The 24,044-nt window shown below is 63.4% G+C and carries 22 protein-coding genes; 21 read left to right on the top strand and 1 reads right to left on the bottom strand.

Features of this window, described 5'->3' with window-relative positions:
- The first annotated feature begins 84 nt into the window (after positions 1-84).
- The 20 genes from GBB18_RS06370 to GBB18_RS06275 all read left to right on the top strand — a co-directional run bounded on the left by GBB18_RS06370 (position 85) and on the right by GBB18_RS06275 (position 22,480).
- Complete coding sequence (locus tag GBB18_RS06370; RefSeq protein ID WP_151641113.1) at positions 85-516, top strand: SAV_6107 family HEPN domain-containing protein; 432 nt, start codon at positions 85-87, stop codon at positions 514-516.
- Positions 517-709: 193 nt separating this feature from the next.
- A complete protein-coding gene (locus tag GBB18_RS06365; RefSeq protein WP_151641112.1) occupies positions 710-1,117 on the top strand; it encodes a DUF3040 domain-containing protein in 408 nt (135 codons plus the stop codon).
- 595 nt (positions 1,118-1,712) lie between these two features.
- Complete coding sequence (gene mraZ, locus GBB18_RS06360) at positions 1,713-2,144, top strand: division/cell wall cluster transcriptional repressor MraZ (protein ID WP_151530365.1); 432 nt, start codon at positions 1,713-1,715, stop codon at positions 2,142-2,144.
- A 192-nt stretch (positions 2,145-2,336) separates the two neighbouring features.
- Positions 2,337-3,386 (top strand): 16S rRNA (cytosine(1402)-N(4))-methyltransferase RsmH, encoded by a 1,050-nt coding sequence (gene rsmH, locus GBB18_RS06355; RefSeq protein ID WP_151641111.1) that lies wholly within the window; start codon positions 2,337-2,339, stop codon positions 3,384-3,386.
- 3 nt (positions 3,387-3,389) lie between these two features.
- Entirely contained in the window at positions 3,390-4,238 is an 849-nt protein-coding gene (locus GBB18_RS06350; RefSeq protein ID WP_151641110.1) for a hypothetical protein, read from the top strand.
- A 332-nt stretch (positions 4,239-4,570) separates the two neighbouring features.
- Positions 4,571-6,433, top strand: a complete 1,863-nt coding sequence (locus GBB18_RS06345) for a penicillin-binding protein 2 (RefSeq protein WP_192795956.1) — start codon at positions 4,571-4,573, stop codon at positions 6,431-6,433.
- 181 nt (positions 6,434-6,614) lie between these two features.
- Entirely contained in the window at positions 6,615-8,123 is a 1,509-nt protein-coding gene (locus GBB18_RS06340) for a UDP-N-acetylmuramoyl-L-alanyl-D-glutamate--2,6-diaminopimelate ligase (RefSeq protein ID WP_151641108.1), read from the top strand.
- Between the two features lie 10 nt (positions 8,124-8,133).
- The gene (gene murF / locus GBB18_RS06335; RefSeq protein ID WP_151549181.1) at positions 8,134-9,624 is read left to right on the top strand and encodes a UDP-N-acetylmuramoyl-tripeptide--D-alanyl-D-alanine ligase; all 1,491 of its coding nucleotides are present in this window, start codon (positions 8,134-8,136) and stop codon (positions 9,622-9,624) included.
- A gap of 52 nt (positions 9,625-9,676) precedes the next feature.
- Positions 9,677-10,777 carry a phospho-N-acetylmuramoyl-pentapeptide-transferase gene (gene mraY, locus GBB18_RS06330; protein WP_151549180.1) on the top strand — a complete coding sequence of 367 codons (1,101 nt, stop codon included), beginning with the start codon at positions 9,677-9,679 and terminating at the stop codon, positions 10,775-10,777.
- Between the two features lie 9 nt (positions 10,778-10,786).
- Entirely contained in the window at positions 10,787-12,262 is a 1,476-nt protein-coding gene (murD, locus tag GBB18_RS06325) for a UDP-N-acetylmuramoyl-L-alanine--D-glutamate ligase (RefSeq protein WP_151641107.1), read from the top strand.
- Positions 12,255-13,685 carry an FtsW/RodA/SpoVE family cell cycle protein gene (locus tag GBB18_RS06320; protein WP_151641106.1) on the top strand — a complete coding sequence of 477 codons (1,431 nt, stop codon included), beginning with the start codon at positions 12,255-12,257 and terminating at the stop codon, positions 13,683-13,685. The genes murD and GBB18_RS06320 overlap by 8 nt, the downstream gene beginning before the upstream one ends.
- A 9-nt stretch (positions 13,686-13,694) precedes the next feature.
- Positions 13,695-14,774 (top strand): undecaprenyldiphospho-muramoylpentapeptide beta-N-acetylglucosaminyltransferase, encoded by a 1,080-nt coding sequence (gene murG / locus GBB18_RS06315; RefSeq protein WP_151549177.1) that lies wholly within the window; start codon positions 13,695-13,697, stop codon positions 14,772-14,774.
- Between the two features lie 141 nt (positions 14,775-14,915).
- Complete coding sequence (gene murC / locus GBB18_RS06310) at positions 14,916-16,346, top strand: UDP-N-acetylmuramate--L-alanine ligase (RefSeq protein ID WP_225990256.1); 1,431 nt, start codon at positions 14,916-14,918, stop codon at positions 16,344-16,346.
- The gene (locus GBB18_RS06305) at positions 16,347-17,027 is read left to right on the top strand and encodes a cell division protein FtsQ/DivIB (protein ID WP_151549175.1); all 681 of its coding nucleotides are present in this window, start codon (positions 16,347-16,349) and stop codon (positions 17,025-17,027) included.
- A gap of 188 nt (positions 17,028-17,215) precedes the next feature.
- A complete protein-coding gene (gene ftsZ / locus GBB18_RS06300; protein WP_151641104.1) occupies positions 17,216-18,484 on the top strand; it encodes a cell division protein FtsZ in 1,269 nt (422 codons plus the stop codon).
- 16 nt (positions 18,485-18,500) lie between these two features.
- Complete coding sequence (gene pgeF, locus GBB18_RS06295; RefSeq protein ID WP_151641103.1) at positions 18,501-19,253, top strand: peptidoglycan editing factor PgeF; 753 nt, start codon at positions 18,501-18,503, stop codon at positions 19,251-19,253.
- A gap of 30 nt (positions 19,254-19,283) precedes the next feature.
- Positions 19,284-19,991, top strand: a complete 708-nt coding sequence (locus GBB18_RS06290; RefSeq protein WP_151549361.1) for a YggS family pyridoxal phosphate-dependent enzyme — start codon at positions 19,284-19,286, stop codon at positions 19,989-19,991.
- 101 nt (positions 19,992-20,092) lie between these two features.
- The gene (locus GBB18_RS06285; protein WP_151549172.1) at positions 20,093-20,572 is read left to right on the top strand and encodes a cell division protein SepF; all 480 of its coding nucleotides are present in this window, start codon (positions 20,093-20,095) and stop codon (positions 20,570-20,572) included.
- A gap of 209 nt (positions 20,573-20,781) precedes the next feature.
- Entirely contained in the window at positions 20,782-21,084 is a 303-nt protein-coding gene (locus tag GBB18_RS06280) for a YggT family protein (RefSeq protein WP_151530352.1), read from the top strand.
- A 421-nt stretch (positions 21,085-21,505) separates the two neighbouring features.
- A complete protein-coding gene (locus tag GBB18_RS06275) occupies positions 21,506-22,480 on the top strand; it encodes a DivIVA domain-containing protein (RefSeq protein ID WP_151641102.1) in 975 nt (324 codons plus the stop codon).
- A gap of 130 nt (positions 22,481-22,610) precedes the next feature.
- On the opposite strand, the gene GBB18_RS06270 is transcribed toward GBB18_RS06275, so the two are convergent.
- Positions 22,611-23,477, bottom strand: coding sequence for an FTR1 family protein (locus GBB18_RS06270; RefSeq protein ID WP_192795950.1), 867 nt, complete (start codon positions 23,475-23,477; stop codon positions 22,611-22,613).
- A 216-nt stretch (positions 23,478-23,693) separates the two neighbouring features.
- On the opposite strand from GBB18_RS06270, the gene GBB18_RS10640 reads away from it, so the two are divergent.
- Positions 23,694-23,858 carry a hypothetical protein gene (locus tag GBB18_RS10640; RefSeq protein WP_192795949.1) on the top strand — a complete coding sequence of 55 codons (165 nt, stop codon included), beginning with the start codon at positions 23,694-23,696 and terminating at the stop codon, positions 23,856-23,858.
- Positions 23,859-24,044 lie beyond the last annotated feature (186 nt).

Below are 24,044 nucleotides of genomic sequence, written 5' to 3'. Positions count from 1 at the left end.
ACACGGCGGGTGGAGTGTCCTGGGTGCTCACTAATGTCACAGCTAAACAACGCACCAGAACACTCAATAATTAAGGAGCAGCTCATGGCCACCCCGATCGTATCCTCCACCGTCTCTTCCCTTCGCCCCCGCGTTCCGAATAGTGTCCGGCTTTTCCGCAGTGCCGTGGACAATTATGAGGCCGCGCAGCAGGCGCTGCTGGACGATAAACTGCTCGATGCTCTCGAATATGGATACCGCGCGGCGCTGCGCCTCGCGGGAGCGCGGGTAGCAGATAGTCCGGTGGCGAAGCGGCGGCGGCTGCCGCGTTCCGCTTGGGATCAGCTGCGCCTAGTAGATCAGCGCGGGGCCGAGTATGCGGATCTCTTCGAGGCGTTCTCCCGGGTGAGGCAGCGTGCACTTAATGGTCTTGATCGGCACATTTCTCCAGCCCGCGTGGGCACCTTGATGCGGCTGGTAGAGTCCTTCCTAGACGATGTAGATGAGCAGCTGCATCCCACTTCCACCGCAGCCTAGAAGCTCGGCCGCACTGTCGCCTAGCGGCGGCTAGTGATGGCGGGGCGTGTGGGGCTGTCGGGGGGTGGGAGTGCTGCCGGTGAATGGTGATCGGAACAATTCACGGCAGTGAAACGTTGTTGTATTTTGAAGACCCATCAGCGGCAGGTGCTCTGCACATGGAGCCCAGCCACACACCCGCCCGGGAGGAACAGTGTCGCTTTCAGAGCAGGAGAAAAAGCTTCTCCGTGAGATTGAGCAGTCACTACTTGCAGACGATCCCAAGTTTGGATCCTCGATTAAAGAGGAATCCGCTTTCGGTGGTGGTTCCGGATCGCTGAGCCTGCGAGGGATTGCCGTCGGCGTCATCGGTCTTCTTGTGCTGATTGGTGGCATCGCGCTGAGCCAGGCCAACCTGTGGTTCATCGCTCTCGGCGCAGTGGGCTTTCTCATCATGTTTGGCGCTGGCCTCTGGATGCTGCGTAGCGGTGGCGATGGCGGCGGCTCGGTCGATTCCGGTCCGAAGCTGCACACCGTCAGCAGCTCCCGCCCTGCAGCCGCACCGAAACAAGACACGAGCTCGATGGAGGAGCGTTTCCGCCGCCGCTTCGGCGAGCATTAATCTCCGCCGGTGATCTCTAGGGGGCTAAGGGTCTGACGCTCCCACCCAGCGCGCACCTGAAGGTGCGCGCTTTTTCATGCCCATACCGCGCGCCATCGGCGTCGACGCACCCCTATGGCGCTGCCGCACTGCGCGGCTTCCCACTTTCTCCCACCACGATCCCCCACTGCGCCCCACGCGGAGCTCCCCACTGAGTAAAAAGTGAAGATAGTGCGGCTGAAAAGCGAAAAGATAGAGGTGGTGCGTATGGGAATCCTGGGGATCAAGGCCACTACAGTCACCTCTCGTGTCCTATTGTGACGTTCTGGAGTGTCCTCGCGCACAGTGTCTCCCACTGTGGTCGAGAGAAAAATACCGCCATGAACAGTGGTTTTAGTGAGAAGAAAAAGAAATGGGCGGCGCAGGCTGTTAAAAGTGGGGGAAAGTGGGGTATTGTGGGGCCTAGGTCAGCTGGCCGGCTCATTGTGGCCGCTCGGCGGGCAGGAAATTGGATATCGAAGGCATGCAAGATGTGCACCTGAGTGCCGCGTTGAACGAGGTATCCCGCATCACTGGGTTTCGAGGTGATTGACACGTAAAGGAGGCCAATAAACCCATGTTTCTTGGCACCTATACCCCGAAGCTCGATGACAAGGGACGGTTGACGCTGCCGGCAAAGTTTCGTGAGGAACTTGCGGGCGGCCTCATGGTTACCAAGGGTCAAGATCACAGCTTGGCCGTGTATCCCCGTGAGGAGTTTGCCGCTCGAGCACGCAAGGCAGCGGCGGTGTCGCGTACCAACCCCAAGGCGAGGGCGTTTATTCGTAACCTCGCTGCGAGCGCGGACGAGCAACGCCCTGACGGGCACGGCCGAATTACCCTTTCGGCGGCGCATCGCGAGTATGCGGCCTTGAAGAAAGAGTGCGTAGTGATCGGCTCGGTCGACTTCCTAGAAATCTGGGATGCCGAGGCATGGGCTGCGTACCAGGCCGAAACTGAGGATTCCTTCGCGGATGCAGAGGATGACGTTTTGGGCGGCTTTATCTAACACGAGGCCCGCTGTCGACCACGCGCACGCGGTGTGTGTAGACCTCCGGCTGAGGTTGAAGTTCTGGTGTACTTCCCCGATACCAGAATGTTCCCTCGGACGGAGCTCTATATACACCGCCGACGTGTCCGGTGAGACCACACATCTATTTACCTGCACGACTCATAGCGAGAGGGGGTGCGATCGCGCACCATGACGGCACAGCACACACAACAGGAACACGACGTGGATACAGCCAGCGCCCAAGCGCGGGAGCTCGACGCCAATCATGGCCATATCCCCGTGCTGCGTGATCGTGTCACCGAGCTGCTCGCTCCCGCGATCGAGGCTTCCGAGCATCCCGTGGTCGTGGATGCCACCCTCGGTGCGGGTGGACACACCGAGCACCTGCTGTCGACCTTCCCCAGCTGCTTCGTTATCGGCGTGGACCGCGATGCCCGCTCCCTAGCTGAGGCCACCGCTCGGCTCGAGCGCTTCGGCGCTCGCTTCTGCCCGATCCACGCCCGCTTTGATGATCTGGGTGAGGAGATCGATCGCTCGACGGCGCCGGCCGCTATCCGTGCCCAGCAATACGGCCTCACTGGGGCGCTCGCCGACCTAGGTGTGTCCTCCATGCAGCTCGACCAAGTCGATCGAGGTTTCGCCTATAGGGTGGACGCCCCGCTGGATATGCGCATGGATAATAGCCAGCGTTTAACCGCGGCGGATGTGCTCAACACCTATAGCCACGGAGATCTCGCGCGCATCCTCAAAACCTATGGTGACGAGCGTTTCGCGGGCAAGATTGCCAGCGCGATCGTGCGGGAGCGCGAGAAGGAGCCCTTCCAGTCCTCGGCGCGGCTCGTGGAGTTGCTGTACGACACCATCCCCGCGGCGACCCGGCGTACGGGCGGACATCCAGCCAAACGCACTTTCCAAGCCCTGCGCGTGGAAGTCAATGCGGAACTCGAATCGCTGGAGAACCTCATCCCGGTGGTGGCCGAACGCCTCGCCCCGCACGGGCGAATGGTGTTCATGAGCTATCAGTCGCTCGAGGACAAGATCGTGAAAAAGGTACTCACCGATCTCACGACCTCCACCACTCCGCCGGGGCTACCCATGGATCTCCCGGGAACCGCTCCGTCGTTCCGCTTGCTCACCCGAGGCTCGGAGAAGGCATCCCCCGCGGAGATCGAGGTGAACCCCCGCGCCGCATCGGTGCGGGTACGCGCCGCTGAAAAAGTATCGGAAGAAAGGCTCTAAGACATGACCCTCACCGCAGGAACTCCCGTGCGGCGTCCCCGGCGCAGCGCGCAGGATGGCTCGGGCCAGGCAGAGCACGATGCTTATCGGCCCTCCCCGCGTTGGGCAAATTCTTCCCATCGCTCGCGGGATTACAGCACGAGCACTTTCAGCAGCGTCGCTACGCTCGAGCGCGACAAGGACACCGCCGAGCGGGAGTCGTTGAGCACGCGGTATGGTCACCGCGCCACCACATTGCGGCCGCAGGCGCCGGCGGCGCCGAAGCCGCAGCGGAAGTTCCAGCGCAGGCTGGGCAGCCAACAGGTGGTCTCGGTGCGCGGCCGCCGCGTGGAATCCCCGCGCCCGGACCAGGGCGTGGTGCGCACCTTGGTGTTCTTCCTCTTGCTCAGTGTGCTCGGTGTGGTGGGCACGATGTCGCTCTCCGGACTGAACACGGAGCAGACCTTTACTATTCAGCGTCTCTCGCAGCAGGACGCCCAGCTGGGTAATCAGCTGGAAACCCTGCGCCGCGATGTGGAGCAATCCCGGGCCGCCGCCGATGCGGCCGCCACGGCCGCCGATCACAAGATGGTGATTCCCGGCCAGCCGGGTGCTCTCGACGTGCGCAGTGATGGGGTAGTGGAGGAGAAGCTGGCTCCCAACCCCAATGGGAATTTGCCGATCATTGACGTCAATAAGGGGCAGGGCCGGCCGAACCGCGCCAGCAGCGATCCCAACCGCACCGAGGAAATGCGGGATCGTCTCGAAGCCGTCGCGCCGCGTAATAACTCGGTGAATGATGGTGTCGCCGAAACGCGCGAGACGCCGAATAGCGGTCAATCCGGTGCGCCGCTCCCCTATGCGGGGCGCTAGGCGGTTTAGACTGAACCCGACCTCTATAGACAGGGCACTAGCTGTAGTTTTGAGGCTAAAAGCCCTGTCTTGTCAGTTCCAAGGCCAGCGTTTTCTTAAGGGTAGTGAAGGAGTCTCGGTTCGTGAGTGAATCATCTAGGCCGCGCCGCAGGGAACCCCGCCGCCCGGTTCGCCGCGAACGCGGTGAGGCGGCCGACGTCTCGGCACGTTCTCGCCGCCGACGCCCCCAACTCGACGATGCTCCCCGCGCCCCTCGCCCGGAACGCGGGTCGCAGCCGCCCCAGGCCACCTCGCGTTTCTGGACGTGGCTCAGCACCAGCGGCCCCGTGAATCTGAAAAAGCGCCTCGGCGTGGCGCAAGTTTTTGCGATCCTTCTCGCCGTGGTGCTCATCGGCCGACTCGCCCTCGTGCAGGTCGTGTGGGGCCCGGAGTTTGCGGCCAAGGCGGAGGCCCAGCGCAGCCGCCTCTATGTGGATCCCGCGCGCCGTGGTGCGATCGAGGATCGTCATGGCCACAGCCTTGCCTCGACCATGCAGGCCCGATCGCTGACCGTCTCACCGAAGCAGTTCCGCGAGGAAGAGCGCGAACGCCAGGACTATAAGCTCTACGAGGCCGGCGGCTACAACGATATGAGCGAGCAGGAACGCGAGCAGGCCATCGCGGACAACGTCGATAGGCAATTGGAGAAAATTGCGCAGGAGATTCCCGCCACCATCAAGGAGGCAGGGGCCAGCGCGGAGGACGTGAAGCCGGAGGATATCCTCACAAAGCTTGAGGCCGATTCCACGTATGAAATCCTCGTGCGCAATGTGGATCCGGATGTGGCGGCGGAGATCGTCGACACCTTCCCCGGTATTGCCGCGGACTATCAAGAGATTCGCAACTATCCCAATGGAGCTATCGCCCAGAACGTGGTGGGTAAGACCAGCATGGAAGGCGAGGGCCAGTTCGGCTTCGAGCTCTATGCGGACGAGAATCTGGCGGGGAAGGATGGCTCCTCCAAGGAGGATGTCTCCACCAATGGCCAGGCCATTCCGGGCACGCTTCGCGACGTTGTCCCGGTACAGGATGGCGCCAGCTATGAGCTCACACTGGATCTGGATCTGCAGACCTATGTGCAGCAGCAGGTACAGCAGGCCAAGGATATTTCCGGCGCCGAGAGCGCCCAGGCCATTGTGCTCGACGCCCGGAGCGCCGAGGTGCTCGCCATGGCCAATTCCGACACCATCGACCCCAATGGCGATATTAAGAAGCAGCTCGAGGAGGGGCGGAGTTTCACCAACTCGACTATCTCCAATCCCTTCGAACCGGGCTCGGTGGCGAAGATCATCACCGCCTCTGCGGCGATCGACAATGAGCTGACCACCCCAGACGAGGTGCTCAGCGTGCCCGGCTCTATCGACATGGCGGGCGTGACCGTGCGCGATGCGTGGGAACACGGCACTGTGGGCTTTACCACCACCGGTGTTTTCGCTAAATCCTCCAACGTGGGCACCTTGATGCTTGCCCAGCGCGTGGGGGAGGACCGCTTCAATGACTATCTGCACCGTTTCGGCCTCGGGGAAGCCACGGGTGTGGAACTGCCCGGCGAGACCGCCGGCCTGCTGCCTGCCCGCGAGGACTGGGGTGGCGGTACCTTCGCCAACCTGCCCATCGGACAAGGTATGGCGATGTCGCTGCTGCAGATGACGGGGATTTATCAAACCATCGCCAATGACGGCGAGCGCATCCAGCCGCGGATCGTGAAATCTAAGACCGATGCTGAGGGCAATGAGGTGCCCATTGCGGCGCCCGAGAGCGTGCAGGTGATGAAGCCCGAGGCGGCCAAGGTGGTGCGCAATATGTTCCAAGGCGTGGTGCAGGGCGCCGATGGCGGCCAATCCGGTACCGCCCCCGATGGGGCGATCGAGGGCTATCAGATTTCCGGCAAGACCGGTACCGCGCAGCAGATCGATGAAAACACCGGCGCATACTCCAATTCGGATTATTGGATCACCTTTGCCGGCATCGCCCCGGCGGATGATCCCCGATATGTCATCGGCATCATGCTCGATGATCCAGAACGGGGCGTACACGGCGGCGGTGGCGGCACGGCCGCGCCCCTGTTTAAAGACATTGCGCAGTGGTTGCTGGCGCGGGATAATGTTCCGCTCAGCCCGCCGCGCGAGGGCAACCTTGTGCTTCAGGCCTACTAGGCACAGGTTCCGCTCCACCCGCAGCGGGCGGTGCAGGCGGGTGCGGCATCGCCCGACGGTTGCGCTTAAAGTAGAGCGCAACCGAATGAGCACGACGGAGCCGGCAAGAAGCAGCTCGGCACCGTATAACTGAATAGCGCTAGAGACTAATGAGCCCTATATATCAAGGAGGAAACTGCGCGTGGCACTGAACTTTTCTGAGGTCCTGAACCTCAGCGGCGGCAGCGTAATCAATGAGCCCAGCGAGGCTCTGAGCGTGAGCGAGATTGGACTGGATTCCACCCAGCTGCCCGCGGGCGCTGTGTTCGCGGCGCTTCCCGGCACTCAGGTGCACGGCGCCACCTATGCCGGCAGCTGCGAGGCCGCGGTGATCCTCACCGATCAGGCCGGCGCCGCTATTCTCCGCGACGCGGACGAGACCCGCCCCATCATCGTGGTGGAGGACGTGCGCGAGATCCTTGGACCGGTCTCTGCGGCCATCTATAACAACCCCTCGGAGAAGCTCAGCATCATCGGCGTCACCGGCACCTCCGGCAAGACCACCACCAGCTACATGCTGGAAAAGGGGATGATGAAGGCTGGGCATCGAGTGGGGCTGATTGGCACCACCGGTACCCGTATCAACGGCACCCCGGTGGCGACCAAGCTCACCACCCCGGAGGCCCCTACGCTGCAGAAGCTCTTCGCCACCATGGTGGAGGAGGGCGTTACGCACGTGATTATGGAGGTCTCTAGCCACGCCCTCGTGCTCGGTCGCGTCGCCGGCACGCACTTCGCCGTCGCCGGCTTCTCCAACCTGTCGCAGGATCACCTCGATTTCCACCCCACGATGGAGGAGTACTTCGAGGCCAAGGCCCTGTTCTTTGATCCTTCCAGCACGCAGCACGCCGCCCAGACAGTGGTGTGCATCGATGATCGCTGGGGCGAGTCCATGGCCGAGCGTGCCGGCGAGTCCGTGCTGCGCGTGGCCACCCACGGCCAGAGCGCCGAGGTGACCGCCTCCGATATTGAGGTCTCCGCCACCGGCTCCCAGCGTTTTACTCTCACCGTGGATGGCGCCGCCCACACCGTAGAGCTGCCGCTGCCCGGCCGCTTCAACGTGGCAAATGCCGCCCTAGCCATCGCCTGCGCCCATGCCGCTGGCGCCGATGTGGACCTAGTGGCCCAGGGCATCGCCGAGGTGGCCGTGCCCGGCCGCATGGAATCCATCGATGAGGGCCAAGACTTCATGGCCGTGGTGGATTATGCCCATAAGCCGGGGGCGATTGCCGAGGTGCTGGACACTGTGCGTGCCCAGATCTCCGGTCGGGTCGCAGCGGTGATTGGTGCCGGCGGCGATCGCGACGCCACCAAGCGCCCGATCATGGGCGCCGAGGCCGTCAAGCGCGCCGACTTTGTGGTGATCACCGATGACAACCCGCGTTCCGAGGAGCCGGCGTCCATCCGCGCCGAGGTCGTGCGCGGCGCCACCGAGCAGCAGGCCGAGACCCCGGGCGCCGAGGTGACTGAGCTCGGCGATCGTCGCGAGGCCATTATCGCCGCCATCAACTGGGCACAGCCGGGCGACGCGGTGGTGGTGTGCGGCAAGGGTCATGAGACCGGCCAGCTGATCAAGGGCGTCAACCACCACTTTGATGATCGTGAAGAGGTCCGTGCCGCACTGCAGCAGCGCGGTACCGAGAGCAAGTAAAGGCCAGCTGATGAAGACGTACACGCTCGCGCAGATCGCCGAGATCACCGGCGGGGAGCTTTCTGCCAGTGCCGATCCTGAGTCCCTCGTGACTGGGCCTGTGGAGTTTGACTCCCGCAATGTTGCCCAGGGCTCGTTATTTGTTGCCCTGCCCGGGGCGAATGTGGATGGCCACGACTTCGTGCCTACCGCCCTCGAGTCTGGGGCGACGGCCGCCCTCGTGGCCCAGGAAGTCGAGGGGCCCGCGATCGTGTTACCGGTGACCGAGCTGGACCGCAGCATGGACAACGCCTATGCCTTCGCCGTCGATACCACCGGCCGCACGGAGGCCGTGGTGGGCGGGTTGGCGGCGCTGGCCCGCCGCAATACCGCGGAGTTGCAGCAGCACGGGCTGAAGGTGGTGGGTGTGACCGGCTCCGCCGGGAAGACCTCCACCAAGGACTTCCTGGCCACGTTGCTGCGTTCGGTGGCGGAGACCGTCGCCCCGCCCGGGTCTTTTAATAACGAGATCGGTCTGCCCTATACCGCGCTCAAGTGCGATGAGGACACCACCTATCTCATCAGCGAAATGTCTGCCCGCGGGATTGGGCACATTCGCCATCTCACCGAGATCACTCGCCCCGATATCGCGGTGGTGCTCAACGTGGGCAGCGCCCACCTGGGTGAGTTTGGCTCGCGGGAAAATATCGCCACCGCTAAGGGCGAGATCATCGAGGCCCTGCCCGCCGACGGGGTCGCGGTGCTCAACGCCGATGATGAGCTGGTGGCGCAGATGGCGCAGACGACCGCGGCGAGGGTGCTCTTTACCTCGGCCGCGCTCGACGGGCGCACCCCGAAGCCGCAGGCCGATATCACGGCAACCGAGGTGCACGTGGATGAGCTGGCGCGTCCGCGCTTCGTTCTCACCACCCCGAGCGGCAGCGCCGATGTCCAACTGCAGGTCAGTGGCGAACATCAGGTGTATAACGCCCTGGCTACGGCGGCGGTGGGGCATGCTGTGGGCCTGGAATGCGCGCAGATCGCGGCGGCTCTGAGCGCCCACACGGCGGCCTCGGCGAACCGCATGGCCATCACCACCCGCAGCGATGGAGTGGTGATTATCAACGACTCTTATAATGCCAACCCAGACTCCATGCGCGCGGGCATCAAGGCGCTGGCCTCCACGGCGGCCGCCGCGGGCACCGGCAGCTGGGCGATCTTAGGACAGATGGCCGAGCTGGGCGAGGATGCCATCAGCGCCCACGAGGAGCTGGGCCAGGTGCTGGTGGATCACGACATCGATCACCTCATCACGGTCGGTACGGATGTGAACACCCACGCCCTTGCCGGCGTGGCCGAGGAGCTGGGTATCGACACCCATATCGCCGAGGGCGTGGACGGGGCGCTGAATATCATCGCCGCCGGCGTCGAGCCGGGCGAGGTGGTGTTGGTCAAGGCGTCCAATGCCGATCGGCTGTGGTACGTCGCCGAGCAATTGGCGCAGCTGAGCAAGAGCCGATAAACGCCAGAACAGTCACGAAGGTATAGAAAGAAACGCACGGGTAGATTACGTCATGACGCAGATCATCATCAGCGGGGTAGTGAGCTTCCTCATTGCCATTTTCCTCACCCCGGTGCTCATTCGTCGCTTCTCGGCCGAGGGGCTGGGCCAAGAGATTCGCGAGGATGGGCCGGCCTCGCACCTCCGTAAGCGCGGCACTCCCACCATGGGAGGTATCGCGATCCTCGCCGGTATTCTCGGCGGCTATGTGGTCGCCACCATCGTGGGCGCGATCACCGGATCCACCGCCTTCACCGCCTCCGGCATCTTGGTGCTGTTGTTGACGCTCGCCCTCGGCGGGCTGGGCTTCGCCGATGACTACATCAAGCTGGCGAAGGGCCGCAATCTCGGCCTGAATAAGAAAGGCAAGCTCTTCGGGCAGCTCGCAGTCGCCGTCATCTTCGGATTCTGTGCGCTGCGCTTCGAGAATGACCAGGGCATCAGCCCCGCGTCCACGCACCTGTCGTTCATTCGCGATATCGACACCTTGGATCTGGCTTTTGGCGGCGGCATCCTGGGCACCCTAGTGTTCCTCGTGTTCATCTACATCCTCGTGTCCGCCTGGTCGAATGCGGTGAACCTCACTGATGGTCTCGACGGACTCGCCGCCGGCTCCACTGCCATGGTGATGGTGGCCTATACCACCATGACCTTCTGGCAGTTCCGCAACTCTTGCGATGTCGCCGTGCAGCCGGGCTGCTATTCCGTGCGCGATCCGCTTGATCTCGCCATGCTCGCTGCGGCCGGCGCCGGCGCTTGCGCGGGCTTCCTGTGGTGGAATGCCGCGCCCGCCAAGATCTTCATGGGCGATACCGGTTCGCTCGCGCTCGGTGGCCTCGTGGCGGGACTGTCCGTGGCCTCGCGCACGGAGCTGCTCATGATTATCGTCGGTGCGCTCTTCGTGATTGAGGTCGCCTCGGTGGCCATTCAGATCATCGTCTTCAAAACTCGCGGCACCCGCGTGTTCCGCATGGCCCCCTTCCACCACCACTTCGAGTCCGGCGGGTGGGCTGAAACCACCGTTACCATCCGATTCTGGCTGCTCGCAGCCATGGCCTGCACCGCGGGCATGGCGCTGTTCTACAGCGAGTGGCTCACCAGCGCAGGGGTATAGCCTTTCATCATGTCTGCAGATCAGCTCTCCCACCCATCCACCGCTGACAGCTCTGGGCTGCCGGAGTTTCTCGCAGGGCCCATCCTGCTGGCTGGGGCCGGCATTTCGGGCCGCGGCTGCGCCAGACTCGTGCGTGCCCTGGGGACGGAGATGGCGATCGCCGACGATAACCCCGCCGCAGCCGATGCCATCGCCGAGCTCGGCGCCGAAGCCCTCAGCACGGCGGCGGCCCGCGCCCGCCTCCACGAGTTCTCCTGCGTGATCACCTCGCCTGGATGGCGCCCCGATTCGCCGGTGCTTGTCGACGCCATCTCCGCGGGCATTCCCGTCCTTGGCGATGTGGAATTCGCCTACCGGGTCGACCGCGCCGAAATCTTCGGCCCGCGCCGCACCTGGCTGGCGATCACCGGCACCAATGGGAAAACCACCACCACCGCCATGCTGGCGGCGATGATCAAGCGCCATAATCCGGCCTCGGCGGCGGTGGGCAATATTGGTATTGCCATCCCCGATGCGCTGCTGGCCACCCCGCGCGTGGAGGTCGTGGTAGCGGAGCTCTCGAGTTTCCAGCTGCACTGGACCAGCGAGTTCACCCCGGATTGTGGCTGCGTGCTCAACCTGGCCGAGGACCACATCGACTGGCATGGCAGCTTCGCTGACTACGGCGCGGACAAGGCACGGATTCTGCGCGGCGAGTTGAGCGTGCTCGGCGTGGACGATGCGCATGTCCGCGCCATGCAGCCCCAGGCTGCCGGGCGCACCGTGGGCTTTACTCTCGCCGAGCCCGCCCCCGGGCAGGTGGGGGTGCGGGAGGGCTGGATCGTGGATCGAGCGTTTCTGCCTGCAGCAGCCGACGCCGAGGAGGGCATTCCCATCCGCCCCATCGAGGGGATCTCCCCCGCAGGGCGCGCCGGTCAGCTCGACGCCTTGGCCGCTACTGCCATGGCCCGTGCCCACGGCGTTGCCCCCACCGATATTGCCGCCGCTCTCGATAGCTTCGGGGTGGCCGCCCACCGCGGCCAGGTGGTGCACCAGGTGGCTGATGCTGCTGGGGCTATCACCGTGATTGATAATTCCAAAGCGACCAATCCCCACGCCGCCGACGCTGCCCTCAAGGGCTTCGAATCCATCCTGTGGGTGGCCGGAGGCCAGCTCAAAGGCGCGGATGTCTCCGCGGTGATCCGCGCTCATGGCGAGCGCATGGTGGCCGCTGCGCTGCTTGGCGTAGATGCCCCGCTCATTGCCGAGCAGCTGGCGCTGCACGTGCCCGAGCTGCCGGTCTATGTCTCAACCAGCACCGATAAGCATGAGGCCATGGCGGAGATTGCTGCTTTTGCCCGCGAACACGCCGTGGCCGGTGTTGACGTGATCTTGGCGCCCGCTGCGGCATCATTGGACATGTATAGCGGCATGGGCGAACGCGGCGATATCTTCGCCGAGGCCATGCGTGCCGCATTCCCCGCAACTGGAGGTGGCAATGTCTAACGTGCTCACCAGCGAACACGACGGCCGACGGAAGTATTTTCACGTGGCGCTGCGGCCACTGCTGGACTACTACGCTGTCGCTTCCATCGTGGTCATCCTCGCCTTCTTCGGCATTTTGATGGTGGCCAGCTCCTCCATGACATGGTCGGTGCTTGAGGGAGCCTCCGTGTTTGGCACGGCGATGCGCCAAGCCGTCATGGTTGGCGTGGGCTTCGTGGCGATGTGGCTGTGTCTGCGTCTGCGCCCTCAGTCCATTCGGCGCAGTGCCCCGTGGGTGCTGATCGTGTCCGTCCTTTTATTGGTGCTTGTGCTCGTGCCTTCCATTGGTACCGGCCTGGAAGAGGTGGGGTCCCAATCCTGGATCGTGCTCGGCCCCATCCGGCTCCAGCCCTCGGAGCTGGCCAAGGTGGCGATCGCGGTATGGGGCTCCGCGTGGCTAGCGGACTGCCCTCCGGAGAAGAAGAAAATACGCTTCATCGGTTTCATCGTCATCGCCCTGCTGATGCTTGGGCTCATCCTTTTGGAGAAGGACGTCGGCATGGCCCTCGCCTTCCTCGTCGTGGTGGGTGTGACTCTGGTGTTTGCCGGATTGGATCTGCGCTATATCGTGTTCACGGCTCTCGCCACCGTCATCGGATTGGCGCTGGCAGTGAAGAATTCCTCGGGTTTTCGTTCCGATCGCATCTCGGTGTTCAAAGACGCCTTCTTTGGTCACTTTGATGACACCCGCGGCGCCGCCTTCCAGTCCTACCAGGGCTATCTCTCCCTCTCCGATGGTTCGTTGTTCGGGGTGGGGCCGGGGCAGTCTCGCGCCAAATGGTTCTATCTGCCGGAGGCGAAAAACGACTTCATCTTCGCCATTATCGGCGAGGAAACTGGGCTGCTGGGCGCCACCATGGTGATCGTGCTCTACGCCGCACTCTGCGTGCTCGGCTTCCGCATCGCGCTGCGCAGCAATAACCGCTTCCTGTCCTTGTTGGCGGCCACGCTCACCGGCTCCATCGTGATCCAAGCATTCATTAATATCGGCTATGTGATCGGCCTGTGGCCGGTGACGGGTATTCAGCTGCCGCTGATCTCCGCGGGCGGAACCTCGGCGATTATCACCCTGGCATCCATGGGCCTGTTGTTGAACTGCGCCCGGCACGAGCCGGAGGCGATCTCCGCCCTGCAGTCCCACGGCCGGCCGTGGTTCGACCGGCTGCTCATGCTGCCCGAACCGATGGTCACGGGCGTGTCCGTGCGCGAGGGCCGGGGCGAGTCGCCCCGCAGTGGGGGAGAGCACGAGCAGCGTGATGCCCGGCCGAGCTCGCGGCGTCGAGAAGCGCTCACCCGGCACAGCGAACGCGATCGCGTGCGCCGCTATGGCGAACCGCTCACCCATGTGCGTCGCCGTCCTAGTTCCCAAAATCGGCAAAGGTAGAAAGGCCTCATGAGCGAGACAACACTATCCGTGGTGGTGGCTGGCGGCGGAACCGCTGGCCACATCGAACCTGCCCTCGCTGTTGCTGATGCACTGCGGGCGCGGGAGGAGAACATCCGTATTACGGCCCTCGGCACCACTCGAGGACTCGAGATGGACCTCGTGCCCGAACGCGGCTATGAGCTGCGCACCATCCCACCGGTACCGGTGCCCCGCAAGCCCAGCATGGCCCTAGCCAAGCTGCCGTGGCGAGTGCTGAACTCGGTGCGCGCCACCACCGCGGTACTCAAGGAGGTAGACGCCGACGTGCTCATCGGCTTCGGCGGCTATGTCTCCGCGCCCGCCTATCTGGCGGCGCGACGCCTTGGCATCCCCTTCTTCGTACACGAGGCCAATGCCCGCGCCGGCATGGCCAATAAGCTGGGCGTGCGTCTCGGAGGCACTGGGTTGAACGCGGTGGCCGAGTCCGGCATCCCCGGCGATGTGGTGGGCGTGCCCATCCGCAGCGCCCACGCCCATACCCGCGGCACGCAGGCACAGCAGGAGGCGCGGGAGAGCTTCGGTCTGGATCCGCAGCGCCGCACCCTGCTGGTCACCGGCGGCTCCCAGGGCGCGCGCTCGCTCAACCATGCCGTGGCCGAGGGACTCGAGGAGCTCCTCGCCGGCGAGGTGCAGGTGCTACACGCCTATGGCAAGAAGAACGAGGCCCCCGCGGCCCGCGCCGGCTATGTGCCGCTGCCGTATATCACCGAGATGAACAAGGCCTATGCGGCCGCGGATATCATCTGTTGCCGTGCCGGCGCGATGACGGTGGCCGAGGTAAGTGCCTCCGGCACCCCCGCCATCTACGTGCCGCTGCCGCATGGCAATGGCGAACAGGGATTGAATGCCCAGCCGGTGATCAGTGCCGGCGGCGCGACCATCATCGCCGATGCCGATCTCAACGGCCACAGCCTCGCCACCCAGGTGCTGGCAATCCTGAGCGATGAACAGCTCTATGAGGCCATGGTGCACTCCACCGACCAGGCCGGATTAGGCAGCGCCGCTGAGGACATCGCCGAACGTATCGTTCAGGCCGCACGCGGCTAACATCAACCCTAGGGCGCGCCGCGCCGGCCACAGGAGGACTGTGGCGGCGAGGCGGCGTCGTCACGAGCACAGAAACACACATAAGCGAGGAGAACAGTGGTGAGCGAGCAGACGGTGGACGCGGACCTAACGCGGGTGCACATGATCGGAATCGGCGGTGCGGGCATGTCCGGCATCGCGCGTATCTTGCTGGCACGAGGATCCGAGGTCAGTGGATCCGATGCCAAGGATTCTCGGGTGGTGTTGGCGCTGCGCTCCATGGGCGTGGACATCTCCATCGGCCACGACGCAGCCAATATCGACCGAGAGGGCACGCCGCCCACGGCCGTGGTCACCTCCTTCGCGGCGATCCCCCAAGATAATCCCGAGCTGGTGCGCGCCCGCGAGCTCAATATTCCTATTCTGCGCCGTTCGGAAATGCTGGCGCTGCTCATGGACAGCCACGATCAAATCCTCTTCGCGGGCACCCACGGCAAAACCTCCTCCACCTCCATGGCGGTGGTGGCCATGCAGCAGGCAGGCATGGATCCCAGTTTTGCTATCGGGGGCCAGCTCAACAAGGCCGGCACCAACGCCCACCATGGCACCGGCAGCTGCTTTGTGGCCGAGGCCGATGAGTCTGATGCCTCGCTGCTGCAATACCGGCCCAAGGTGGCCGTGGTGACCAATATTGAGCCGGATCACCTGGACTATTTCAAAACTCACGACGCCTATTTCACCGTCTTCGACGATTTCGCAGCGCGGCTTGTCGACGACGGCACGCTGGTGGTGTGCCTCAATGATGAACACGCCGCCGCGCTGGGGGAGCGGTGTGTGGCTAAGGGCACTACGGTGGTCGGCTATGGCACCCGCGAGGCCTGTTCCATGCACCCAGACGTGCCGGCCGGCGCGATTATCGAGGAGCGCACCACCACGGTTTACGGCACCCGCGCCCGGATTCTCCTCGAAGATACGGTTGTGGACGTCACCATTCACGTGCCCGGGGAGCACATGGTGCTCAACGCTGCCGCCGCATTGCTCGCCGGACACGTCGCCGGTGGCGATGTAGCAGCTCTGGCCGAGGGACTCAGCGAGTTCACGGGGGTGCGCCGCCGCTTCGAGTATCACGGCACCGTGGCCGAGGGGCCGGCTCTCGGAGTGAGTGTCTTTGATGACTATGCGCATCACCCCACCGAGGTCTCCGCCGTGATTCGTGCCGCCCAAGACAAGGTGGGGGCGATCGGCCGAGGCAAAGTGGTGGTGGTATTCCAGCCGCACCTCTACTCCCGCACAATCGAGTTCGCCACAGAGTTCGCCGCCGCCTTGTCGCTGGCAGACGCCGTGGTGGTACTCGACATTTTCGGCGCCCGGGAGGAGCCCGTAGAAGGCGTGAACGGCAGCATCATCGCCGATAAGGTGAGCGCGCCCTGCCGCTATGTGGATAGCTTCGCGGAGGTACCCGGAGTGGTTGCCGAGCTCGTGAACCCGCACGACATTGTGCTCACCATGGGGGCGGGCTCGGTGACGATGCTTGCCGACGAAATTCTCGAGGGCCTGAGCAGCGCCACTACCACAGCAGAGGCGGGAGAGTAAGTGAGCCGCAGGAGGATTGTCCAAGCTTTCGGCGCGGTGATCGCCCTGGGGGCAGTGGCAGTGCTGATCTGCGTGTTTTTTCCCATTATCACCGTCTCTCAGGTCTCGGTAGAGGGAAATAAGGAAACCTCCACGGAGGAGGTGCTCGCCGCCGCCGGTGTGGTGGAAGGGGAAAACTCGCTGCGGGTGGATACCGCCGGTGCGGCGACCCGCGTCGCGGAGCTGCCGTGGGTGAAATCTGCGACGGTGGGCCATTCCTCGCCCCGCGGCATCGAAGTCCAAGTGGTGGAGCGCGAGCCCTTCATTTTCTCCGAACAGGCCGATGGCGCGCATCTCGCCGACCGCGATGGGGTGCCCTTCGTGATTAGCGATGATCCGCGCGGAGCGATGAAGGTCGTGGGCATGAGTGATGACAATCCCAAGATTTATGCGGCCGTCGTTGGCGCTGTGAACGCGTGGGAGGAGATCGCCGGCGACCAGCGCGGCCTGCTGCGCTTCGTGGAGGCCCCGAGCCCCTTCGAGCTGACCTTGCACTTCGAGAACGCCGAGATGGGGGCGAAGGCCGTATATTGGGGCTCGGCCGAGGATGCCACCAATAAGGCGCGGGCTACCCGTGCGGTGCTCACTCGCCCCGAGGAGTGGTGGAATGTTACCAACCCCAACATGGTCACGACCCGCTAAGCGAAAGCCCACGTCAGAAGTCTAAAGTTGAGCTTTAGGGTTAAAGACACGCCGCGCGAATGTCACCCTCAAATGCGTATGTGTCGACCATGATGGACTTACATTGTTTCAACAGTATGTGGGCTACACCTGAGCGCACATAAAACTAGGATCACACGAGAAAAACCCGAAAGGCGAGCCTTATAACCATGACCTCACCGAACAACTACCTCGCCGTCATCAAGGTCGTCGGTGTCGGCGGCGGCGGCGTCAATGCCGTCAACCGCATGATCGAAGAGGGCCTGGCGGGCGTTGAATTTATCGCCGTTAATACCGATTCGCAGGCTTTGCTCTTCTCGGATGCCGACGTCAAGCTCGACATTGGCCGTGAGGCCACCCGTGGCCTTGGCGCCGGGGCGAACCCCGAGGTGGGTCGCACCTCTGCCGAGGATCACAAGTCTGAGATCGAGGAATCCCTGAAGGGCGCCGATATGGTCTTCGTGACCGCGGGCGAGGGTGGCGGCACCGGCACCGGCGCTGCCCCGGTGGTGGCTAATATCGCCAAGAAGATGGGCGCGCTCACCGTGGGCGTTGTGACTCGCCCCTTCAAGTTCGAAGGCCGTCGCCGCATGCGTCAGGCGCTCGAGGGCATCGAAGCATTGCGCGACTCCTGCGACACTCTCATCGTGATTCCTAACGATCGCTTGCTGCAACTGGGCGATGCCAACCTCTCCATGATGGAAGCCTTCCGCTCCGCGGACGAAGTGCTCTACAACGGCGTGCAGGGCATTACCCAGCTCATCACCACCCCGGGCATTATCAACGTGGACTTCGCGGACGTGCGTGCCGTGATGTCCGATGCCGGTTCCGCCCTCATGGGTATCGGCTCCTCGCGGGGCGATAACCGCGCGGTGGCGGCAGCAGAGCAGGCCATCAACTCTCCTTTGCTGGAGTCCACCATGGAAGGTGCCAAGGGAGTGCTGCTCTCCTTCGCCGGTGGTTCCGATCTTGGCCTGCAGGAGGTCTACCAGGCCGCAGAGATGGTGGAGAGCCAGTCCGATCCGGATGTGAACCTCATTTTCGGAACCATAATCGACGACACCCTCGGCGACGAAGTGCGCGTCACCGTGATTGCCACGGGCTTCGATGATGCCGCCTCGGTGGCCGATAACGATAACGTGCGCCAGCCCGCGGAGCGCCCGGCTGCCGCCAGCCCCACCCCGGCACCGCGCCAGAACGAGGGCATGTTTGGTCGCGGCGAGCGTGCCGAGTCCGGCGAGCGCCCCGCCCCCGAGCGTGCCGAGGAGCCGGACCGCGAGCGCCGCGCCTACGATGACCGCGCCAACCAGGCGCGCCACCGCTTGGGCAGCGATCGCTCCCCGGGGTTGTTTACCCACAATGACTACGAGGAGCGCCCCGAACCGCGCCGCTCGGAGCCTCCGGTGGATGACCTCGACATTCCCGATTTCATGCGTTAGGAACTGAAGCAGTTACGTGACTATCGATACTCGCCCCGTCCGCAAGGTTGTTACTAGCCGTGCCGGCGGGGCTTCGGCCTTCCCCTACGACAGTTTTAATCTTGGCGATCACGTGGGCGATGATCCGCAGGCTGTCGCCGCTAATCGTCGCCGGCTTGCCCGCATCATCGGCCTCGCCCCGGAGCGCATCGTGTGGATGGAGCAAATCCATTCCCCGACAGTCGCCGTGGTCGATGGCCCGCAGGAGGAGCCGGTGCCCGCAAGCGACGCGCTGGTGACGACCAGCGCCAACCTAGCCCTCGCCGTGCTGGTGGCTGACTGCGTGCCGGTGCTGCTCTCGGATCACCATGCTGGGGTGGTTGCCGCTGCCCATGCCGGCCGGATGGGCGCGCGCAATGGCATCGTCCGCCGCACCGTAGAGACCATGGTGGAGCTCGGTGCGCGGCCGGAGGCCATCCATGTGCTGCTCGGCCCCGCCGCATCGGGGGCACGCTATGAGGTGCCGCCAGAGATGGCCGCCGATGTCGAGTCCCGCCTGCCGGGCAGTCGGTGCCGCACCGCCACGGGGACCACGGGGCTGGATATTCGGGCGGGTTTGGTAGCGCAGCTGCGCGCGCTGGGCGTGCGCGCCATTGATGTTGATCCCCGCTGCACCATTGAGGACGAGTCGCTGTTTTCCTATCGCCGTGCCCAGGGGCCCACCGGACGCCAGGCGGGACTGGTGTGGCTCACTGGCAGTGCCGCGGCTCACACCCACGAGCCACGCTGATCGTAGGAGGAAAGAATGAGTGAAGAGACGATGACTAGGCGCGAAGAACTCGCCACCCGGCTAGAGCGGGTGCGCGCCACCATCGCCGAGGCCGCCGCCCATGCGGGCCGCGACGCCGCTGAGATTCAGTTGCTGCCAGTGACGAAGTTTCATCCCGTCTCCGATGTGGCACTGCTGCAGGAGCTCGGAGTCACAGCGGTGGGGGAGAACCGAGACCAAGAGGCCAAAGAAAAGAAGGAAGCCCTGCCGGAGATGTCCTTTCACATGATCGGGCAGATCCAATCCAAGAAGGCCAACTCGATCGCCCGTTGGGCAGACTGGGTACACTCCGTGGATTCGGTGGCCATCGCCGAGAAGCTAGATCGCGGAATGGAGCTGGCCATCGACCGTGGCCAGCGCCAGGAAGGCGCGGTGCTGCACTGCCTCGTGCAGCTCTCCGCCGATGGCGATAGCGCGCGCGGCGGCACCCGACTGGATCAGCTGGCAGAGATCGTCGACATGCTCGAAGCACAGCCCCGCACCCGCTGCGGCGGGTTCATGTGTGTGCCGCCGCTCGACGCCGATCCGCGCGAAGTGTTTGAGCGCGGCGCCGCGGTTGTGCAGCGCTGGTCGGAGCAGCTAAGACGGCGCTTGGACTACTCGGCAGGCATGAGCGCGGACATGGTGCACGCAATTGAGTCGGGATCGACATTTGTGCGTGTCGGAACGGATATCCTCGGCCCGCGGCCAGTAGTCTAACGATAGAAATTACGCGGTTGTGAGCCTCGCGCACTCTTGGTTACACCCCAATTGACCAGCACAATCCCTCCACACAGATCTAAGAAGAGGAACACCACACGATGTCGAGCTTGAACAAGTTCAAAGAGTATTTCGGACTCGGCCCCATCGCCGATGACATGGATGACGCCTACTACGGCGACGAGGCCGGCTACCAGGAGCGCGGCTACGCCGAGCGCCCCTATGGTGAGGATCGCTACAGCGAGCGCTACGGCCGTCGCTACGAGGAGCCGAGCCGAGAGTCCGAGGGCTACTACGAGCGTGACCGTGACCGCTCCTATGCCTGCGCCATCGTGCCCGTGGAAATCTCCAGCTACACCGAAGCCGCGCGCATTGGCGAGCCCTTCCGTGATGGCGATGCCGTGGTGTTCGATATCAGCCGCATGAATAGCGAAGACGCCCATCGCGTGGTGGACTTCGCTGCGGGCCTCGGCTTTGCGCTGCGCGGCACCATGAAGAAGGTTGCCCCGCGTGTCTTCGCCCTCATCCCGGACGGGGCACACGTCTCCACCACCCAGTTGGAGCGCACCGCCCGCGTCTAATACGCCGGCCGCCCCACGATCTTTTTTCGCCCACCGACGCTCCTCTTTTCGTTGGTGGGCGTAGTACTAGCAGCAGTATGCAGCATGTGCGCTCGGCTGTGTGCCGCGCCTAGAGTATGACGTTCGCTACACTCCGCGGCGACTGGTCGGCTCGCACGGGGCGAGAAATATTGTTCCTCGGCACGTGAGATACGTTAGGCTCTACACCCGTGACTACAGCTTTTATGATTCTGCTTTGGGCGATCCGCATCTTTCGCTATGTGCTCATCGCCCGCATCCTGATTGAGATGGTGGTGTCGTTCTCGCGCAGCTTCTCTCCGCCGCGCTGGTTCTACTACATCGCCGAGCCCATCTTCATGGTCACCGACCCACCCGTGAAGGCCCTGCGCAGGATGATCCCCTCGGTACGCATGGGCGGAGTGGCTCTGGACGTCTCCGTGCTGGTGCTGTTCATCGGCCTCATCCTGCTGGAGTACATCGTCATCGCCATCTATAGCGCCGCGTTCGTGTAATTTGTGCAATTCTCGACGGTTTCACCTCCCACCCCGTACACTCGGGATATCAGCTTCACTGCCGTGAGGCTGTGGCCCGGTATACGGGGTGATGTTCTGTGTAGAGCATGAGAAATCGGATACTACGATGTGGCTAGCGGGGGTAACCTGCGGGCAGAGTCCTCGCGGACTCGGCAGCAAATTGCGTAGACATCCGAAATCAAACCCGTATATTGTGTTAAGGTGCAGTGCACCTTGAGGGAATCTGCGTAAGATAACGTAATAAGAGAAAAACGTAGAAATATAGATTCGACGGAGGCAGATCCCCCGTCGGTCGCGAAAAATTTTCAAAGCTGCGAAAGAGTGTCTAAGCATCCTGTACGGCGCCAGAGCGGCTGAGAGAATTTTTAAGATAGAGAAACTAACGCGAAGGGAATCGTCAATGCCGCTGACTCCAGCCGACGTGCACAATGTTGCCTTTAGCAAGCCGCCGATCGGCAAGCGAGGCTACGCTGAGGATGAGGTTGACCAGTTCCTCGATCTCGTCGAAGACACTCTTGGTCAACTCCAGGACGACAACGATGCACTGCGTGCACAGGTGGAGGAGCTCCAATCGGAGCTCGACTCCGCCGACACCGTGCGCGGTGGCGCAGTTGCTGCCAGCCCGGCGGTCAACGAGACCGAGCTGCGCACACGCATCGAGAAGGAGCTCGCCACCAAGTACGAGTCCCAACTCGCAGAAGCCAAGAAGCAGGCCGAGTCTGCCCGCAAGGAGGCCGAAGAGGCCCGCAAGGCAGCAGCTCAGGCCCGCGACAAAGCTGGCGCTCAGCAGCAGCCGCAGCAGCCGGTCTCCGTGGCCGCTGCAGCAGATGATCAGAACGCTTCCCCCGAGACCCACATGCAGGCCGCTCGCGTCCTGGGTCTGGCTCAGGAGATGGCCGATCGTCTCACCAACGACGCCCGCAACGAGTCTCAGTCCATGCTGGACGAGGCCCGCGCGACCGCCGAGAAGACCATCAACGAGGCCAACGAGACCTCTCGCCGCACCCTGGGTACCGCCAAGGACCAGGCCGCAAAGACCATTGCGGAAGCCAACGAGAAGTCCGAGCGCATGCTCTCCGACGCCAAGCAGCGCTCCGAGACCATGATCCACGACGCCACCGCGCAGTCCGATGCCAAGGTCAAGCAGGCCGAGCAGAAGGCCTCCAGCCTTCAGACCGAGGCCGACCGCAAGTACAGCGAGACCATGGCCACCATGAAGCAGCAGCAGAGCGTCTACGAGAACCGTATCGACGAGCTGCGCGTCTTCGAGCGCGAGTACCGCACTCGCCTGAAGAACCTGCTGGAGACCAAGCTGCAGGAGCTGGATACCACCACCACCTCGGCTCCGAACCCCCACAACGGTTCGAACAACTAGCAGTTTTTGTAGCTACAGGCCCCACGCACCGATGTGTGTGGGGCCTTCGGCATGCTCGCTTGTCGACGCCACCCTGGAGGCCGGCAGGCCTTGAAGTCGCTCGTAACGCCGGGAACGTGGGGCAGTGGGGTTAGCTCTGGTGACGGCGTTCCGCGGAGTGGCTCGAGTGGCGAGGGGAAGAAACGCGGAGATACAGCGGGAGCACGGCGAGGAGATAGAGCACCCAGCCTGCTACCTGGAGGTGCGTGGGGGAGAGGTTCAGCTTGAACATGGACTCGGCCAGAACAAACCACAGAGTATCGGTGCGCAGGAGAAGATTATCGTTGTCGAAATACCCCGAGACGTCATAGAGCTGACTACTCCAGCTGGGCAGGAGCGAGGCCGCCTGAAGATCCCCGAGGCCGTGGGAAACGCTGCCCGCGGCGGCCAGCAGGAAAAGAGCAGCCATGAAGCGAATACATACGGAAAAATTCATCCAGCCGATGCCGGTGTAGACCAACCATCCAATGACTGCCGAGGCGATCAACCCAGCCACGCTGCCCGCAGCAGGGACCACCACACCGTCCGTGTGGACGGCTTTGAGGGCAGAGCACACAAAAAGGGCAGTGTCTGTACCGAGGCGGGCGACACTGATGATGGCCAGCACCAGCACCCAGATCGTGCCCGTTGGGGTGAGTGCGGCTGGTGGATCATGCCGGTGTTTGTTGCTGCGGGAGTGCGTGGCCAGCCAGAAAATCAGCCACGTCACCACACCGGCGGACACCACAGACAAGACGCCGCTGAGCAGTAAGTGGGCCCGGGCCGACGCAGCATACGGTCCCCATGTGGCAACAGCGCCCAGCAGCAGCGACAGCCCTGCGGCCAGGGTCAGGCCCAGCCACAGCCGTGGCAGAAGATCGCGGCGACCGGCACGGGTGATAAGGGCAATGAGCATCCCCACGATCACTGCGGCCTCGACCCCCTCGCGGAGGCTAAAGAGGAAATTCGCCAGAAACACCTGACACTCCCTTATGCACGACATCGCGTAGCCCTCATAGGCGTTCAACACTTATCCGAGGCCGAGTCAAAAGTAGCCTCGGCGCGATTGTATTCCTCAACGCAGGCTTACCTAAAAGAGTAGGGTGACGGTGGGCGCATGTGGGGGGTGCACACTCGGGAGCGCGGGTGGCGTCGTAAAGCACAAAACAGCCCCTCACCCTCTACAATCCTGCCTATGATGCTTCTCGCTATCGTGCTCGCCCTCGCAAGTTTCTTTCTGCTTGTTCTCACTGTGCAGACCGAGGAGATCATTTTCGCTTATCTTCTTATCGCTACCTCCATCGCAGGCATCGCGGTGTGGGGGATCGATACATGGCGCTACGCGCGGCGAAAGCGATAGCCACCGTCGCGCGGCGACGGGCGAGGAAAACCGAACTATCGCTGAAGGAGAATTCTCCGATATACTTGCTCGGAAGCATCACATACGAGGGGTGAACACCCCGTGACGCAACACAAGGCGTTGATCCGGCCATCACCGGGGAGCTGCTGGAAGAACCCCGCTACGGCGGCAAGTAGAACCAGCCGA

The sequence above is a fragment of the Corynebacterium sp. 11A genome (genome assembly GCF_008930935.1).
Classification (GTDB): Bacteria; Actinomycetota; Actinomycetes; order Mycobacteriales; family Mycobacteriaceae; genus Corynebacterium; species Corynebacterium megadyptis.
The sequence above is the reverse complement of the archived record's forward strand: the minus strand, read 5'-3'. Positions and strand labels throughout refer to the sequence as shown.

Coding starts and splice junctions, on each gene's coding strand:
- murC (WP_225990256.1), top strand. CDS start 14,916: ATGATCGGAATCGGCGGTGCGGGCATGTCCGGCATCGCGCGTATCTTG.
- mraY (WP_151549180.1), top strand. CDS start 9,677: ATGACGCAGATCATCATCAGCGGGGTAGTGAGCTTCCTCATTGCCATT.
- GBB18_RS06275 (WP_151641102.1), top strand. CDS start 21,506: ATGCCGCTGACTCCAGCCGACGTGCACAATGTTGCCTTTAGCAAGCCG.
- ftsZ (WP_151641104.1), top strand. CDS start 17,216: ATGACCTCACCGAACAACTACCTCGCCGTCATCAAGGTCGTCGGTGTC.
- GBB18_RS10640 (WP_192795949.1), top strand. CDS start 23,694: ATGATGCTTCTCGCTATCGTGCTCGCCCTCGCAAGTTTCTTTCTGCTT.
- GBB18_RS06285 (WP_151549172.1), top strand. CDS start 20,093: ATGTCGAGCTTGAACAAGTTCAAAGAGTATTTCGGACTCGGCCCCATC.
- murD (WP_151641107.1), top strand. CDS start 10,787: ATGTCTGCAGATCAGCTCTCCCACCCATCCACCGCTGACAGCTCTGGG.
- rsmH (WP_151641111.1), top strand. CDS start 2,337: ATGACGGCACAGCACACACAACAGGAACACGACGTGGATACAGCCAGC.
- murG (WP_151549177.1), top strand. CDS start 13,695: ATGAGCGAGACAACACTATCCGTGGTGGTGGCTGGCGGCGGAACCGCT.
- GBB18_RS06370 (WP_151641113.1), top strand. CDS start 85: ATGGCCACCCCGATCGTATCCTCCACCGTCTCTTCCCTTCGCCCCCGC.
- GBB18_RS06320 (WP_151641106.1), top strand. CDS start 12,255: ATGTCTAACGTGCTCACCAGCGAACACGACGGCCGACGGAAGTATTTT.
- GBB18_RS06350 (WP_151641110.1), top strand. CDS start 3,390: ATGACCCTCACCGCAGGAACTCCCGTGCGGCGTCCCCGGCGCAGCGCG.
- murF (WP_151549181.1), top strand. CDS start 8,134: ATGAAGACGTACACGCTCGCGCAGATCGCCGAGATCACCGGCGGGGAG.
- mraZ (WP_151530365.1), top strand. CDS start 1,713: ATGTTTCTTGGCACCTATACCCCGAAGCTCGATGACAAGGGACGGTTG.
- GBB18_RS06290 (WP_151549361.1), top strand. CDS start 19,284: ATGACTAGGCGCGAAGAACTCGCCACCCGGCTAGAGCGGGTGCGCGCC.